Source organism: Actinoplanes lutulentus (assembly GCF_003259845.1).
Taxonomy (GTDB): Bacteria; Actinomycetota; Actinomycetes; order Mycobacteriales; family Micromonosporaceae; genus Actinoplanes; species Actinoplanes lutulentus.
Genome location: NZ_QLMJ01000012.1, coordinates 80,771 through 95,485 on the forward strand (window position 1 = coordinate 80,771; position 14,715 = coordinate 95,485).

14 protein-coding genes are annotated in these 14,715 nt (G+C 69.6%); 12 read left to right on the forward strand and 2 right to left on the reverse strand.

Annotated elements, in window-relative coordinates; all coding sequences use genetic code 11:
- Positions 1–29: 29 nt before the first annotated feature.
- The 7 genes from rpsO to B0I29_RS24595 all read left to right on the forward strand — a co-directional run bounded on the left by rpsO (position 30) and on the right by B0I29_RS24595 (position 7,315).
- Positions 30–299 carry a 30S ribosomal protein S15 gene (gene rpsO / locus B0I29_RS24565; protein WP_111651421.1) on the forward strand — a complete coding sequence of 90 codons (270 nt, stop codon included), beginning with the start codon at positions 30–32 and terminating at the stop codon, positions 297–299.
- 190 nt (positions 300–489) lie between these two features.
- Positions 490–2,832 carry a polyribonucleotide nucleotidyltransferase gene (locus B0I29_RS24570; protein ID WP_111651422.1) on the forward strand — a complete coding sequence of 781 codons (2,343 nt, stop codon included), beginning with the start codon at positions 490–492 and terminating at the stop codon, positions 2,830–2,832.
- Between the two features lie 84 nt (positions 2,833–2,916).
- The gene (locus tag B0I29_RS24575; protein WP_111651423.1) at positions 2,917–4,209 is read left to right on the forward strand and encodes a M16 family metallopeptidase; all 1,293 of its coding nucleotides are present in this window, start codon (positions 2,917–2,919) and stop codon (positions 4,207–4,209) included.
- A gap of 93 nt (positions 4,210–4,302) precedes the next feature.
- Positions 4,303–5,193, forward strand: coding sequence for a phosphatase PAP2 family protein (locus B0I29_RS24580; protein WP_111651424.1), 891 nt, complete (start codon positions 4,303–4,305; stop codon positions 5,191–5,193).
- Between the two features lie 4 nt (positions 5,194–5,197).
- Positions 5,198–5,956, forward strand: a complete 759-nt coding sequence (gene dapB / locus B0I29_RS24585) for a 4-hydroxy-tetrahydrodipicolinate reductase (RefSeq protein WP_111651425.1) — start codon at positions 5,198–5,200, stop codon at positions 5,954–5,956.
- A gap of 43 nt (positions 5,957–5,999) precedes the next feature.
- Positions 6,000–6,467 (forward strand): hypothetical protein, encoded by a 468-nt coding sequence (locus tag B0I29_RS24590; RefSeq protein WP_111651426.1) that lies wholly within the window; start codon positions 6,000–6,002, stop codon positions 6,465–6,467.
- 5 nt (positions 6,468–6,472) lie between these two features.
- Positions 6,473–7,315: an MFS transporter permease gene (locus B0I29_RS24595; protein ID WP_221402111.1), complete on the forward strand. Its 843-nt coding sequence runs from the start codon at positions 6,473–6,475 to the stop codon at positions 7,313–7,315.
- Between the two features lie 411 nt (positions 7,316–7,726).
- Here the strand turns inward: B0I29_RS24595 and B0I29_RS24600 are convergent, their stop codons facing one another.
- Positions 7,727–8,131: a thiol-disulfide oxidoreductase DCC family protein gene (locus B0I29_RS24600; protein ID WP_111651428.1), complete on the reverse strand. Its 405-nt coding sequence runs from the start codon at positions 8,129–8,131 to the stop codon at positions 7,727–7,729.
- Complete coding sequence (locus B0I29_RS24605; RefSeq protein WP_111651429.1) at positions 8,103–8,672, reverse strand: GNAT family N-acetyltransferase; 570 nt, start codon at positions 8,670–8,672, stop codon at positions 8,103–8,105. The genes B0I29_RS24600 and B0I29_RS24605 overlap by 29 nt, the downstream gene beginning before the upstream one ends.
- Positions 8,673–8,712: 40 nt before the next feature.
- On the opposite strand from B0I29_RS24605, the gene B0I29_RS24610 reads away from it, so the two are divergent.
- The 5 genes from B0I29_RS24610 (at position 8,713) to B0I29_RS24630 (ending at position 14,708) form a co-directional block, all read left to right on the forward strand.
- Positions 8,713–9,945: a winged helix-turn-helix domain-containing protein gene (locus tag B0I29_RS24610; protein WP_111651600.1), complete on the forward strand. Its 1,233-nt coding sequence runs from the start codon at positions 8,713–8,715 to the stop codon at positions 9,943–9,945.
- Between the two features lie 5 nt (positions 9,946–9,950).
- Entirely contained in the window at positions 9,951–10,475 is a 525-nt protein-coding gene (locus B0I29_RS24615; protein ID WP_111651601.1) for a DUF2752 domain-containing protein, read from the forward strand.
- Positions 10,476–10,501: 26 nt separating this feature from the next.
- Complete coding sequence (dapA, locus tag B0I29_RS24620; RefSeq protein WP_111651430.1) at positions 10,502–11,395, forward strand: 4-hydroxy-tetrahydrodipicolinate synthase; 894 nt, start codon at positions 10,502–10,504, stop codon at positions 11,393–11,395.
- Positions 11,396–11,408: 13 nt separating this feature from the next.
- On the forward strand, positions 11,409–13,097 hold the full coding sequence (locus B0I29_RS24625) for a ribonuclease J (protein WP_111651431.1): 1,689 nt from the start codon (positions 11,409–11,411) through the stop codon (positions 13,095–13,097).
- An 87-nt stretch (positions 13,098–13,184) separates the two neighbouring features.
- Positions 13,185–14,708 carry a S1 family peptidase gene (locus tag B0I29_RS24630; protein ID WP_111651432.1) on the forward strand — a complete coding sequence of 508 codons (1,524 nt, stop codon included), beginning with the start codon at positions 13,185–13,187 and terminating at the stop codon, positions 14,706–14,708.
- Positions 14,709–14,715: the final 7 nt, after the last annotated feature.

Genomic DNA, 14,715 nt, shown 5'->3' on the forward strand with positions numbered 1-14,715 from the left:
GCAATCGGCAACACAGAAGTCCGGAGAACATGGCGCTCGATCAAGAGACCAAAAACAAGATCATGGGTGAGTACGCGACCAAGGAGGGCGACACCGGTTCGCCCGAGGTTCAGGTCGCCATGCTCACCAAGCGGATCGCCGACCTGACCGAGCACCTCAAGGTGCACAAGCACGACCACCACAGCCGGCGTGGCCTGCTGCTGCTGGTCGGCCAGCGTCGTCGCCTGCTGAACTACGTTCAGAAGAAGGACATCGCGCGTTACCGGACGCTCATCGAGCGTCTCGGCCTGCGCCGATAGTTTGCTGAGGGAGCGGCCGTCCGGCCGCTCCCTTGGAAATCTCACCCCACGGACCCGCGCGGATCACACCGTCAGCACCGGTCCTCGGTAGTGGTTCCCAGGCCTTGGACCTGGGCACTTCGATCGAAGACCGGCTCGACTGGAACGCGCTGTAGACCGCCGGGTCCTCGACGAAGGAGTACCGCACTTCATGACAGAGCAGAACACCGCTCTCGGCACCGAATCCCGCACCGCCGTCATCGACAACGGATCGTTCGGCACCCGCGAGATCGTCTTCTCCACCGGCCGCCTCGCACAGCAGGCTGCCGGTTCGGTGATCGTCCAGCTGGGCGACACCACCGTCCTCTCCGCCACGACCGCGAGCAAGCAGCCGAAGGAGCACTTCGACTTCTTCCCGCTGACCGTGGACGTCGAGGAGCGGATGTACGCGGCCGGCCGGATCCCCGGCTCGTTCTTCCGCCGCGAAGGCCGTCCCAGCGAGGACGCCATCCTCACCTGCCGCCTGATCGACCGGCCGCTGCGCCCGTCGTTCACCAAGGGCCTGCGCAACGAGGTTCAGGTCGTCGAGACCATCCTCGCGCTCGACCCGGCACACCCGTACGACGTCGTCGCCATGAACGCGGCGTCGATGTCGACCAAGCTCTCCGGCCTGCCGTTCAGCGGACCGGTCGGCTCGACCCGCGTCGCGCACGTCGAGGGTCAGTGGATCGCGTTCCCGACCCTGGAGGAGCTCGAGCGGGCCACCTTCGACATGGTCGTGGCCGGCCGGGTCACCGCCGACGGCGACGTCGCGATCATGATGGTCGAGGCTGAGGCCACGCCGCACGCGATCAAGCTGATCTCGGCCGGCGCCGCCGCCCCGACCGAGGAGATCGTCGCCAGCGGCCTCGAGGCCGCGAAGCCGGCCATCCGCGAGCTCTGCCGCGCGCAGAGCGAGCTGGCCGAGATCGCCGCGAAGCCGGTCGCCGACTTCCCGGTCTTCCTGGACTACCAGGACGACGCCCTGCAGGCTGTCAGCGACGCGGTTCGCGCCGAGGTCGCCGAGGCTCTGAAGATCGCCGGCAAGCAGGAGCGCGAGGAGTCCCTCGACCTGGTCAAGGCGAAGGCGCACGAGCTGCTCGACGAGCGGTTCGAGGGCCGGGAGAAAGAGATCAGCGCGGCTTTCCGCTCGATCACCAAGTCCGAGGTCCGGCAGCGGGTCCTGCGTGAGCAGATCCGCATCGACGGCCGCGGCCCGCGCGACATCCGCCCGCTGACCGCTCAGGTCGGCGTGCTGCCCCGCGTGCACGGCTCGGCCCTGTTCGAGCGCGGCGAGACCCAGATCCTGGGTGTCACCACGCTGAACATGCTGCGCCTCGAGCAGTCGCTGGACACTCTCGCTCCCGAGAAGACCAAGCGCTACATGCACAACTACAACTTCCCGCCGTACTCGACCGGTGAGACCGGCCGGGTGGGCTCGCCGAAGCGCCGCGAGATCGGCCACGGCGCGCTGGCCGAGCGGGCCCTCGTGCCCGTGCTGCCGTCGCGTGAGGAGTTCCCCTACGCGATCCGTCAGGTCTCCGAGGCCCTCAGCTCCAACGGGTCGACGAGCATGGGCTCGGTCTGCGCCTCGACGCTGGCCCTGCTCTCCGCCGGTGTCCCGCTGAAGGCGCCGGTCGCCGGCATCGCGATGGGCCTGATCTCGGACGAGGTCGACGGCAAGACGCAGTACATCGCGCTCACCGACATCCTCGGGGCCGAGGACGCGTTCGGCGACATGGACTTCAAGGTCGCCGGTACGAGCGAGTTCGTCACCGCTCTGCAGCTGGACACCAAGCTCGACGGCATCCCGTCGGACGTGCTGGCCGGTGCCCTGCAGCAGGCGCACGAGGCTCGCGCCACGATCCTCAGCGTGATGACCGCCGCGATCGAGGCCCCGGCCGAGATGAGCGAGTACGCGCCGCGCGTCACCACGGTGAAGATCCCGGTCGACAAGATCGGCATGGTGATCGGGCCGAAGGGCCAGACCATCAACGCGATCCAGGACGAGACCGGCGCCGACATCTCCATCGAGGACGACGGCACGATCTACGTCGGCGCGACCAACGGCCCGTCGGCCGATGCCGCGGTCGAGCGGATCAACGCGATCGCGAACCCGACCATGCCGAAGGCCGGCGACAAGTTCCTCGGCACCGTGGTGAAGACGGCCGCGTTCGGCGCGTTCATCTCGCTGCTGCCGGGCCGCGACGGCCTGCTGCACATCTCCAAGGTGGGCGACGGCAAGCGGGTCGACAAGGTCGAGGACTTCCTGAACGTCGGTGACAAGGTCGAGGTCTCGATCGCGGACATCGACGCTCGCGGCAAGATCTACCTCGACAAGGTCCGCCCGGAGGGCGAGGAGGCCCCGGCCGCCGCGCCGGCAGCTTCCGGTGAGGGTCGTCCGGAGCGGGCGCCGCGCGAGGACCGCGGTCCCCGTGAGGGTGGCGCGCCCCGTGAGGGTGGCGGCGAGCCCCGCCGTCGCCGGCAGCGTCCGGCCGGCGAGCGCCGCGACTAAGTGACAGCGAACAACCGCGGGCCGGCCGAAAGGCCGGCCCGCGCCGTTACCCCATCCGACCGCCCCGCCACCACCCTAAAACGGATGAAAAGCATTTCCCTTCCGGACGGAATCCAGAAAACGGTCCTGCCCAGCGGCCTGCGCATCCTCACCGAGTCGATCCCGCACACCCGCAGCGCAGCGCTGGGGATCTGGGTGGGCATCGGCTCCCGGGACGAGACGCCGTCGCTGCACGGCGCCTCCCACTTCCTCGAGCACCTGCTCTTCAAGGGCACGCACAAGCGCACCGCGCTGGACATCTCCTCGGAGATCGAGGCGGTGGGCGGCGAGACGAACGCCTTCACCACGAAGGAATACACCTGCTACTACGCGCGGGTGCTCGACGCTGATCTGCCGCTCGCGGTCGACGTGCTGTGCGACGCGCTCGCCGACTCGCTCCTGGATCCGGACGACGTCGAGACCGAGCGTGGCGTGATCCTCGAAGAGATCGCCATGCACGAGGACGAGCCCGGCGACGAGGTCCACGACATCTTCTCCGAGGCGATCTTCGGAAATCACCCGCTCGGGCGGCTGATCTCCGGTACGCCCGAGTCGATCACCCCGATGACCCGGGACCAGATCAACCGGTTCTACCGCAAGCGCTACACGGCCCCCGAGGTCGTCATCGCGGCGGCCGGCAACTTGGACCACGCGGCCGTGGTGAAGATGGTCCGCAAAGCCTTCGCCGGCACCCCGCTGGACACCGAGCCGGCCGCACCCGCGCCGACCCGCCCGTGGGAGAAGCCGGTACGCCTGCAGAAGCCCTCGACCGTCGTCGTACGCCGCGACACCGAGCAGGCGCACATCGTCCTCGGTGGTGGCGGCCTGGGCCGGCACGACGAGCGCCGGTTCGCCCTGGGTGTGCTGAACAACGTGCTCGGCGGCGGCATGTCGAGCCGTCTCTTCCAGGAGATCCGGGAGAGGCGCGGCCTGGCCTACTCGGTCTACTCGTACGCGAGCCAGCACGCCGACGCCGGCCTGGTCGGCGTCTACGCCGGCTGCGCGCCGACCCGGGCCCAGGAGGTGCTCGACCTGATCCGGGTGGAGCTCGACCGGGTCGCCACGGACGGCATCACCGCCGGTGAGCTGCTCCGGGGCAAGGGCATGGTGAAGGGCTCGTACGTTCTGGGCCTGGAGGACACCGGGTCGCGGATGAGCCGTCTCGCCAAGTCGGAGCTGCTGCACGGCGACATCATGGGTGTCGACGATCTGCTGGCCCGGGTGGACGCGGTCACCGTCGACGAGGTCAACGCGGTCGCCGCCGAGCTGTTCTCAGGCTCCGGCGGGCGTTCGCTGGCCGTGGTGGGCCCGTTCGACGAGGCCGATTTTTCGGCCTGATTACCCTTGGACCCCGTGACAACGCTGGAGACACCGCCCGAGACACCCGCGACCCCGCCGCCACCGGAACTCCGGAGGCGCCGGATCATCGGGATGCTGATCTGGGCGGTGGTCTTCGCGGTAGGTGTCTACTTCACCGGGGTGCCCACCAGCGACCCGCTGATCGCTTTCGGCTGGCTGTGGCTGGCGACGATCGCGTGGCGCAACTACGAGCCGTGGAAGACGCACCTGCGGTTCCTGCGGGACTGGCTGCCGATCTGCCTGCTCCTGGTGATCTACAACGTGTCCCGCGGTTACGCCGACAAGCTGTTCGCGCCGCATGTCACCGAGTTGATCGCCATCGATAAGGCGATGTTCGGCTGGTTCACCGGCGACCTCACCCCGACCGAGTGGCTGCAGAACCACCTCTACCAGCCGGACACGGTCCAGTGGTGGGAGGTGGTCACCTCGATCGTCTACTTCTCGCACTTCCTGACGCTGCCGACGATCGCCGTGGTGCTCTGGATGCGCTCCCGCCCGCAGTGGGCCCGGTTCATGCGCCGCTGGTTCACCCTCTGCGTGTTCGGCCTGGTCACGTACTTCCTGTACCCGGCGGCCCCGCCGTGGTGGGCGGCGGAACCCGAGCACGGCTCGCTGATCTCGGCGACCCGGATCTCGACGAACGGCTGGGACGCGATCGGCCTGCACGGCGCCGGCAACACCCTCAACGCGCTTCAGGTCGAGGCGTCGAACCCGGTCGCGGCGATGCCGTCGCTGCACACCGGTTTCGCGTTCATGGCCGTGGTGTTCTTCCTGCCGGTGGTCCGGCGGCGCTGGTGGCCGCTGCTGCTGGCGTACCCCCTCGCGATGACCTTCACGCTGGTCTACTCGGCCGAGCACTGGGTGATCGACGTGCTGGTCGGCTGGGCGTACGTGGGTGTGGTCTTCCTGGTGGTGGGCGCTGCGGAGCGGTGGTGGGAGGCCCGCCGCCGTACGTTAAATTGACGGTGTGACAGACCTGCCTGAACCCATTCGTGTCGGTGTCCTCGGTGCTCGGGGCCGCATGGGCCTCGAGGCCTGCAAAGCGGTCGACGCGGCCGCCGACCTCGAACTGGTCGCCATGATCGATCAGGGTGATCTGCTCTTCCAGGCCTCTGACACCGGCGCTCAGGTCCTCGTCGACTTCACCAACCCCGACGTGGTGATGGACAACCTGCAGTGGGCGATCGAGCAGGGCATCAGCGTGGTGGTCGGCACGTCCGGCTTCACCGAGGACCGCCTTGAGCAGGTCCGGGGCTGGCTCGCCGCGAAGCCCGAGGTCGGCATCCTGATCGCTCCGAACTTCGGCATCGGCGCCGTGCTGATGATGCAGTTCGCGGCTCGGGCGGCCCGCTTCTTCGAGTCCGCCGAGATCATCGAGCAGCACCACCCGCGCAAGCTCGACGCGCCCAGCGGCACCTCGATGCACACCGCCAAGGTGATCGCCGAGGCCCGCGCCGCGGCGAACTGCCCGCCGATGCCGGACGCGACCAAGGAGGAGCAGCTCGGCGCCCGCGGCACCGACATCGACGGCGTCCGGGTCCACTCGGTCCGCGCCGCCGGTCTGGTCGCCCACCAGGAGGTGCTGTTCGGCACCACCGGCGAGACGCTGACGATCCGGCACGACTCGCTGGACCGTTCCTCGTTCATGCCGGGTGTGCTGCTCGCAGTTCGCAACGTGCGGCAGCGCCCGGGTCTGACCATCGGCCTCGACCCGCTGCTGGACTGACCCGCTGCTGGACTGATTGCGCGCGGTGGCTAGGTTGGCGTCGATGACCGAGCAGACGACGACCCAGCCGCCGACGGCCGAGCTGACGCCGACCGGCCGCCGGGTCCGGGTCCTGGTGACCGTTGCCGGGCTCGTCCTGCTGCTGGCCGGCACCTTCTGGGGCCAGGACGACGACTTCCCGTTCGGCCCCTTCCGGATGTATTCGACCGCGCCCGATCCGAACGGCGCCGCGAAGGACACCCGGGTCGAAGGGGTGGACGTGACCGGCGCCGTCGTGGCGATCACCGAGGCGAACAGCGGCATCCGCCGTGCCGAGATCGAGGGCCAGCAGGCGGCATACGAAGCCGACCCGTCGCGCCTGAGCCGGATCGCCGCTGCCTACGCCGAGCACACGCCGGGCGCTCCGGCGCTGCGTGAGGTGCGCATCGTGATCCGCTGGCATCTGGTCGAGCACAGCCGCCCGACCGGCACCTACACCGACGAGGTCGTCGCCGATTGGGTGAAACGGTGACGCGCCTGGTCCGCTGGCTGACCGAGCCGGTTCCGAAAGGCCGGGTCGCCGCGTTCCGTACGCTGGTCTATCTGTTCGTCGCTCTTGATCTTGTCGTTTTCACGCCGTGGGTGCGCTCGCACGCGAACACGCCCGGTGATCTTTACGAACCGCTGCTGGTCGGCCGTCTGCTGCATCTGCCGACGCCCGGCCCGCTGCTGGTGAACGGCATATTCTGGGCGCTGATCGTGCTGGCCCTCGCGGCCGCGACCGGCCGCGCGCCGCGCCTGCTGGGCTGGACGGTCTTCCTGCTCTACTTCGAGTGGATGATCATCGCGATGAGTTACGGCAAGGTCGATCACGACCGCGTCGGCCTGCTCGTCGCGCTGGCGGTCCTGCCGACTGTCGGCGCAGCCCGACACGGTGATCAGGAACGGACAGAAGCCGGCGGCTGGGCCCTGCGCGTCACGCAGATCGCGGTCATTTGCACCTATTTCCTGGCGGCGCTGGCGAAACTCCGCTTCGGCGGCATCGACTGGGTGACCAGCTCAGTCCTCGCCCAGGCGATCATCCGCCGCGGCACCGCCCTGGCCGACCTGATCGCCGGCGTACCCGGCCTGCTGATCCTCGCGCAGTTCGGCATCATCGCGTTCGAGCTGCTCAGCCCACTGATCTTCTTCGTGCCGGCCCGCTGGCGCAGCGCGGTGGTCGCGTTCTTCTACAGCTTCCACGTGATCACTTTCGCCACGATCACGATCTCTTTCGCCCCGCATCTGGTCGCGATGGCGAGCTTCCTACCCTTAGAGAAGATCAAACTCTTTGGGTACGCGTATCGGGCCCGGACAAAAGCAGTCGACGCGCCCCCGTGAGTCCCCCGCGACCCCAGAGCGCCGTCCAGGCCGCTGCGCGCCCTACGGCGCCCGGTGCACCGTCCCGCCCGCCCCAGGGCTGATCCCACCGCCGCTGCGTCCCCGCGTGTCGAGTTCGGGTGCGTATCAAGCCTGAAGTCGACACGCACTCTGCGAATCGTTGGCCTGTGTCGATTTTGGGGTTGATGTGCGCCTCAACTCGACACGCGTTGGGCGGGAAGCTCGTGGCGTTATGCCCTTGGCCCCGCCGGGCGGACCCGGGGATCTGTGGGGGCTGCTGGGTTTGCGGGAGCTGGGGTCTTGGGTCGCCGGGGGGGTGGGGTGGGTGCGCCGGGGTGGGGACCGTCAGGTGTCGGGAGACTACGGATGCCGTCGGCTGCGGTTGGGCGACCCCGGACGCGTACCCAAGGATCAGGGGTGGGGGCGGACCGCACAGGCGGCTGTGCCGCCGGGCATGAGGTGGCGGTGGTCGGCGACCCACTGGTAAGCGGGCCAGGCCGCGAAGCGGACCGGGCCCAGGGTGAGCGCCGCGCCGGGGAGTGACCAGAAACGGCCTGCGTCTTTCAGCAGGAGCGCGATGGCGTCCGGGCCGGCGGCGGTGGAGCCGTCCGCGGCGACCCATTGGACGGCGGCTTCGCACTGTTCGACGGTGAGGCCCAGGGCCTTGAGGTCGGCGAACTGCCAGGGGATGACCTTGGCGTGGGTGGGGATGCGGCGCTCGATGAAATCGGCGCAGAGGGTGCAGAAGGAGCAGTCGCCGTCGAAGACGAAGGTGGGTGTCACTGTTCTATTCTCCGTCGCGGTCGAGCGATACATGCAGGCGGACCTGGGGTACGAGAAGGTCGTCCACATCGAGGGCTCGGCCCGCTCCGTCGGGCTCCCAGCCGGTGGAGCCGAGGAACTTGAGCATCGCGCTGTCGGCTTCGTAGGCCCAGGCCACCGCGGCCCGGAACTTGTCGTCGCGCCAGTGGTCGACCACGGCTGCCAGCAGCCGGCTGCCGTGGCCGCGACGGGCCCAGCGGGGCTCGATCAGCAGGTCGGTGACGGCGGCGACGTCGTCCGGCAGCGGGGTCTCCTCAGGGGCCAGGGCCTGCTCGTCGGCGGGGCCGGCGGCGGCGAAACCGACGACGTTCTTCGCCGTGTCGCTCTGCTCCACGGCGATCAGGACGCGGTGCCGGACCGACGGGGGCGCGGTGATCGCCTCGGTCCAGCCGCGAGCGAGGTACGCCTCGTCGAGGTTCGCCAGAACGTGCGGCGGGAACATCCGGCGGTACGCGGTGCGCCATGTGGAGAGCTGGATGCGTGCGATCTCCGAGGCGTCCTCGGGACGCGCGGGGCGGACGAAGCCGAGAGCCATGGCCGCAACTTTGTCACACCCCTGTCCTATGTTGCTTCACGTGGCTGTCCCCGATTCTCTCTCCGTCGCCCAGGCCCGCCGGATCACCCTGGCGGCGCAGGGTTTCGCCGACCCGAAACCGGGTGGCGCCACCGACATGCGCCACCTGCGCCGGGTGCTGCGCCGCCTGCACCTGATCCAGATGGACTCGGTCAACGTGTTGCAGCGCGCCCACTTCATGCCGCTCTACAGCCGGCTCGGCCCCTATCCGGTCGACCTGCTGGAGCGGGCCGCCTACAAGCGACCGCGGGACCTGTTCGAGTTCTGGGGGCACGAGGCCTCGCTGATCCGCACCGACCTGCAGCCATTCTTCCGGTGGCGGATGGCGCGGGCCGCCGAGTTCGCCTGGGGCAACATGCGGCGGATCGTCGCCGAGCAGCCCGAGCTGGTCGCCTGGGTGCTCGACGAGGTCCGGTCCCGGGGCCCGATCACGGCCGCCGAGATCGAGCACGACGCGCCCCGCAGCAAGGACCACTGGGGGTGGAACTGGTCGGTGGTGAAACAGGCCCTGGAGTGGCTCTTCTTCACCGGTCAGATCACCGCGGCCGACCGGACCAACTCGTTCGCCCGGCGTTACGACCTGACCGAGCGGGTGCTGCCCGCCGCGGTGCTGGAGGCGCCGACGCCGGCGCCGGAGACGGCTTTCCGGCACCTGGTGGAGCTCTCCGCCCGGACGCTGGGTGTCGCCGCCGAGCCGGAGCTGCGTGACTACTTCCGGTTGCCGGCGCAGGCGACGAAACCGGCGATCGCCGAGCTGGTCGAGGCCGGCGTCCTCCGGCCGGTCACGGTCGCCGGGTGGAAACAGCAGGCGTTCCTGCACCACGAGGCGCGGCTGCCGCGCTCGATCAAGGCACGCACGCTGGTCAGCCCGTTCGACCCGCTGATCTGGGAGCGGGCCCGCACCGAGCGGCTGTTCGAGATGACCTACCGCATCGAGATCTACGTGCCCAAACCCCAGAGGCTGTACGGCTACTACGTGCTCCCGTTTCTGCTGGGCGACCGGTTCGCGGCCCGGGTCGACCTGAAAGCGGAGAGGCGGACCGGTGAGTTGCAGGTGCCGGCGGCCTGGCTGGAGCGCGGCGCCGACCCGGAGGAGACGGCCGCCGCGCTGGCCGCCGAGCTGTTCCGGCTGGCCGCCTGGCTCGGCCTGACCAGCGTGGCGCCGCCGGAGCGAGGTGACCTGGCGGCGGCCCTCGCCGACGCGCTCAAGGCGGGCGACCCGGGTGTACCGTGACCGCCATGAGCAGTGAGCAGCCGCCGATCCAGGGGCCGCCGGTGCCCCCGGAGTGGCTGACTTATCAATACCCGCCACCCCAGCAGGACCGGGTGACCCGGTTCGTCGACAAGGTGATGGCACGCTCCCCGATCTGGCTCGCCCCGGTCGCGCTGCTCGCCTGCATGGGTGCCGCGGCGGGATACACACTGGTCACCGACCCGGTCTCGGCCGAGGCCGGCGCCGAGCCGACCTGCCTGCTGAAATATGTCACCGGTTTCGTCTGCCCGGGCTGCGGCGGCACCCGCGCGGCGTGGTACCTGTTGCACGGTGACCTGCCGGCGGCGGCCCGGCACCACGCGCTCTTCGTTTTCGCGGTGCCGTTCATGCTCTATATCTACGTGGCCTGGGCCGGGCGCAAACTGTTCCGCTGGCGACTGCCCCAGTTGACCATCAGTCCGGCCGCCATGATCACATTCATGGGGGTCTGGGCGGTCTGGAGCATCCTGCGTAACCTCCCATGGGCCCCGTTCACCGCTTTCTACGTGTGACCGGGGCGTCCGATAGGTTGTCAGGTATGACGCACGACCCGCGGCCCTTCGGACGGCTGCTGACCGCCATGGTGACCCCGTTCACCCCGGACGGATCCCTGGACCTCGAGGGCGCGGCACGACTCGCCGCCCACCTCGTTGACGAGCAGCGCAACGACGCTCTCGTGGTCAGCGGGACCACCGGGGAGTCGCCGACCACGACCGACGCCGAGAAAGACACCCTGCTGCGCGTCGTGGTCGACGCTGTCGGCGACCGGGCGAAGGTTGTCGCCGGTGTCGGCACCAACAACACCGCGCACACCATCGAGCTGGCCAACGCCGCCGAGAAAGCCGGCGCGCACGGCCTGCTGGTCGTCACGCCGTACTACAACAAGCCGCCGCAGGCGGGCGTCGAGCGGCATTTCCGCACGGTCGCCGACGCCAGCGGACTGCCGATCATGGTCTACGACATCCCGCACCGGGCCGGTACGGCGATCGCCACCGAGACCATGTGCCGGATCGCCGAGCATGAGCGGATCGTCGCGGTGAAGGACGCCAAGGGCGACCTGATCGCCACGTCCTGGGTCCTCTCCCGGACCGACCTGGCCTACTACTCCGGCGACGACGCGGCCACTCTGCCGCTGCTCTCGATCGGCGGGGTCGGCCTGGTCGGCACGTCGACGCACTTCACCGGTGTGCTCGCCAAGGAGATGATCGAGGCGTACGAGCGGGGTGACACCGCCACCGCTCTGACTCGTCACCGGCAGGCTCTCCCGCTGTTCACCGGCATCTTCCGGTCACCGGGGACCATGCTGGTCAAAGCGGGTCTGAATGCTTCCGGGCTGCCTGCGGGGCCCGTCCGATCACCGCTGGTGGACGCCGGCGCGGACGAATTGAACCAACTGCGCAAGGACGCCGCCGCAGCCGGCATCGTGCTCTGACAGGAAGAGGCGAATGAGTCAAGCTCACGTGGAGCTGGGTCCGCCACCGCCGCTGCCGGAGGGCGCACTCCGCGTCACTCCGCTCGGTGGGCTCGGCGCCATCGGCCGCAACATGACGGTCTTCGAGTACGACGGCAAGCTGCTGGTCGTCGACTGCGGGGTGCTGTTCCCCGACGTCGAGCAACCGGGCGTCGACCTGATCCTGCCCGACTTCGCACCGGTCCTCGACCGGCTCGACGACATTCAGGCGATCGTGCTGACGCACGGCCATGAGGACCACATCGGCGCGGTGCCCTACCTGCTCGCCCACAAGCCGGACATCCCGCTGGTCGGCTCGGAGTTCACCCTCGCGCTGGTCGAGGCGAAACTGGCCGAGCGGCGCCTTGATCCGTACACGCTGACCGTCCGCGAGGGCGGTATCGAACGGCTCGGCCCGTTCGAGTGCGAGTTCTTCGCGGTCAACCACTCGATCCCGGACGCGCTGGCGGTCGCCGTGCGCACCCCGGCGGGTCTGATCCTGCACACCGGCGACTTCAAGATGGACCAGGTGCCGCTGGACGGCCGGATCACCGACCTGGCCGGTTTCGCGCGGCTCGGGGCGGAGGGCGTCGACCTGCTGCTCTCCGACTCGACAAACGCCGAGGTCCCCGGGTTCGTCACACCGGAACGCGACATCGGCCCGGTGCTCAGCTCGATCTTCGGCAAGGCGCGTGGCCGGATCATCGTGGCCAGCTTCGCCTCGCACGTGCACCGCGTGCAGCAGGTGATGGACGCCGCCTGGGAGCACGAGCGCAAGGTCGCCCTGATCGGCCGTTCCATGGTCCGCAACATGGGCATCGCCCGTGAGCTGGGCCTGCTGCGCATCCCGGACGGCCTGCTGGTCGGCCTCGACGAGGCGACGCACCTGCCGCCCGACGAGATCGTCTTCATGTCGACCGGTTCGCAGGGTGAGCCGATGAGCGCCCTGGGCCGGATGTCCACCGGTGACCACCGGCACATCTCGATCGCCTCCGGCGACACCGTGGTGCTCGCCAGCTCGCTGGTTCCGGGCAACGAGACCTCGGTCTACCGGGTCATCAACCAGCTGTCCCGGGCCGGCGCCACGGTCGTCCACAAGGAGACCGCCAAGGTGCACGTCTCCGGGCACGCGCCCGCCGGCGAGCTGCTGTTCCTGCTCAACGTGGTCCGGCCGAGCAACCTGATGCCGGTGCACGGCGAGTGGCGGCACCTGCGCGCGCACGCCCAGCTCGGCATCGAGTCCGGTGTCGCGCCGGATCGGGTGGTGCTCTGCGAGGACGGCGACGTGGTCGACCTGGTCGAGGGCCACGCCCGCGTGGTCGGCCGGGTGAAGAGCCGGTACGTGTACGTCGACGGCCTCGCGGTCGGCGACGTCAGCGAGTCGCTGCTCACCGAGCGGCGGATCCTCGGCGACGGCGGTTTCATCTCCGCCACCGTGGTGATCGACTCGGTGACCGGCAAGGTGGTCGGCGAGCCGAGCATCTCCGCGAAGGGCTTCTCCGAGGACCCGGAAGCGTTCAATCCGGTCATCCCGTTGCTCACCGCGGCGCTGCACCGGTCGGCCGCTGACGGCGTCACCGACCCGCATCAGTTGCAGCAGGTCGTGCGCCGGACGGTGGGCCGCTGGGTCAACGACGCGTACCGGCGGAGGCCGATGATCGTACCCACTGTGGTGGAAGTCTGAGGGGTTTTTCAACCATTCTCGGACTAGCTGCGTACTCCCTGGCACGGTGCCGCCCCCACGGCACCGATGGCGGAGGGAGTTCTCCAGATGCAGCGCAGACCGATCGCCGTGGCGGCGGCGGTGGTGGTGGCCGGTGGAGCGGCGGTGGCATTCACGCTGCCGTCGCTCGCCGGGACCAACGAGTCGGCCGATACGGCCGTCACCACCGATGGTGTCTCGCCGGAGCTTCTCAAGGCGTTGAAACGCGACCTGGGCCTCAGTGGCGACCAGGCGCGGACCCGGCTCGCCCGGTCCGAATGGGCCGGCGGTGTCTCGGCGACACTGGCCGCGCAGACCGGCGAGGATTTCGGCGGCGCCTGGCTCGCCGATGACGGCACCACGCTGAAGGTCGCGGTGACCGGTAAGGACGCGGCCGAGGCAGTGAAGGCCGCCGGCGCGGTCCCGGTGCTGGTCAAGCGCAGCGAGGCCCAGCTGGACGAGGCGAAGACCAAGCTGGACGCGGTGGTCTCCGAGGCCGCCGGGCTGACCGGCTGGTACGTCGACGTGCCGACGAACAAGCTGGTGGTGGTCGCGCGTACGGCGGACCAGGCCGACGCGCTCGAGTTCGCCACCGACGCCGGTGTTCCGGCCTCCGCACTGACCGTGAAGGTCAACAAGGCGCAGCCGAAGCCGCTGTTCGACGTACGCGGCGGTGACCCGTACTTCATCAACCTGGACGGCGGGCAGGCCCGCTGTTCGATCGGTTTCTCGGTGGATGGCGGCTTCGTGACCGCCGGGCACTGTGGCGCCGTGGGCACCACGACCACCGGCTTCAACGACGAGGCGCAGGGCACCGTGGAGGCCTCGGTCTTCCCGGGCGAGGCCGACATGGGATTCGTCGCGGTGAACGGCGACTGGACCCCGCGCGCGGTGGTCAACGACTTCGAGGGCAACGAGCTGCCGGTCGCCGGCAACACCGAGGCTCCGGTCGGCGCGGCGATCTGCCGGTCCGGTTCCACCACTGGCACGTTCTGCGGCACGATCCTCGCCAAGAACCAGACCGTCCGGTACCCGGAGGGCGCGGTCACCGGTCTGACGCGTACCGACGTGTGCGCCGAGGGCGGCGACTCCGGTGGGCCGTGGCTCTCCGGTGACCAGGCCCAGGGTGTGACCTCGGGTGGTTCGGGTGACTGCACGGTCGGCGGGGAGACGTTCTTCCAGCCGGTCAACGAGATCCTGGCGACGAACAACCTGACGCTGGTGACCAGCGGTGGGGGAGCGGCGGCGGAGGAGACGACGCCGCCTGCCGCGGAAACCAACGCCTGCGCCGCTCTTCCGGTTCAGCGTGAGGGCGACATCGCCCGGGCCGGCGCCACCCAGGTCCAGCCGAACGGCGGGGCATATCGTGCCCGCGCCGGCACGCACACCGCCTGCCTGGACGCTCCGGACGGCACCGACTTCGACCTGGTGCTGCAGCGGCAGAACAACCGTGGTTCGTTCCGTACCGTGGCGCGGGCCGAGGGTGACGGGGACAAGACGCTGAGCTTCACCGGCCGGTCCGGCACGTACCGGTACGTGGTCGTCTCGGCCAGCGGCACCGGGTCCTACCAGCTGGGCTTCAACGTCTCCTGAGGCGTTT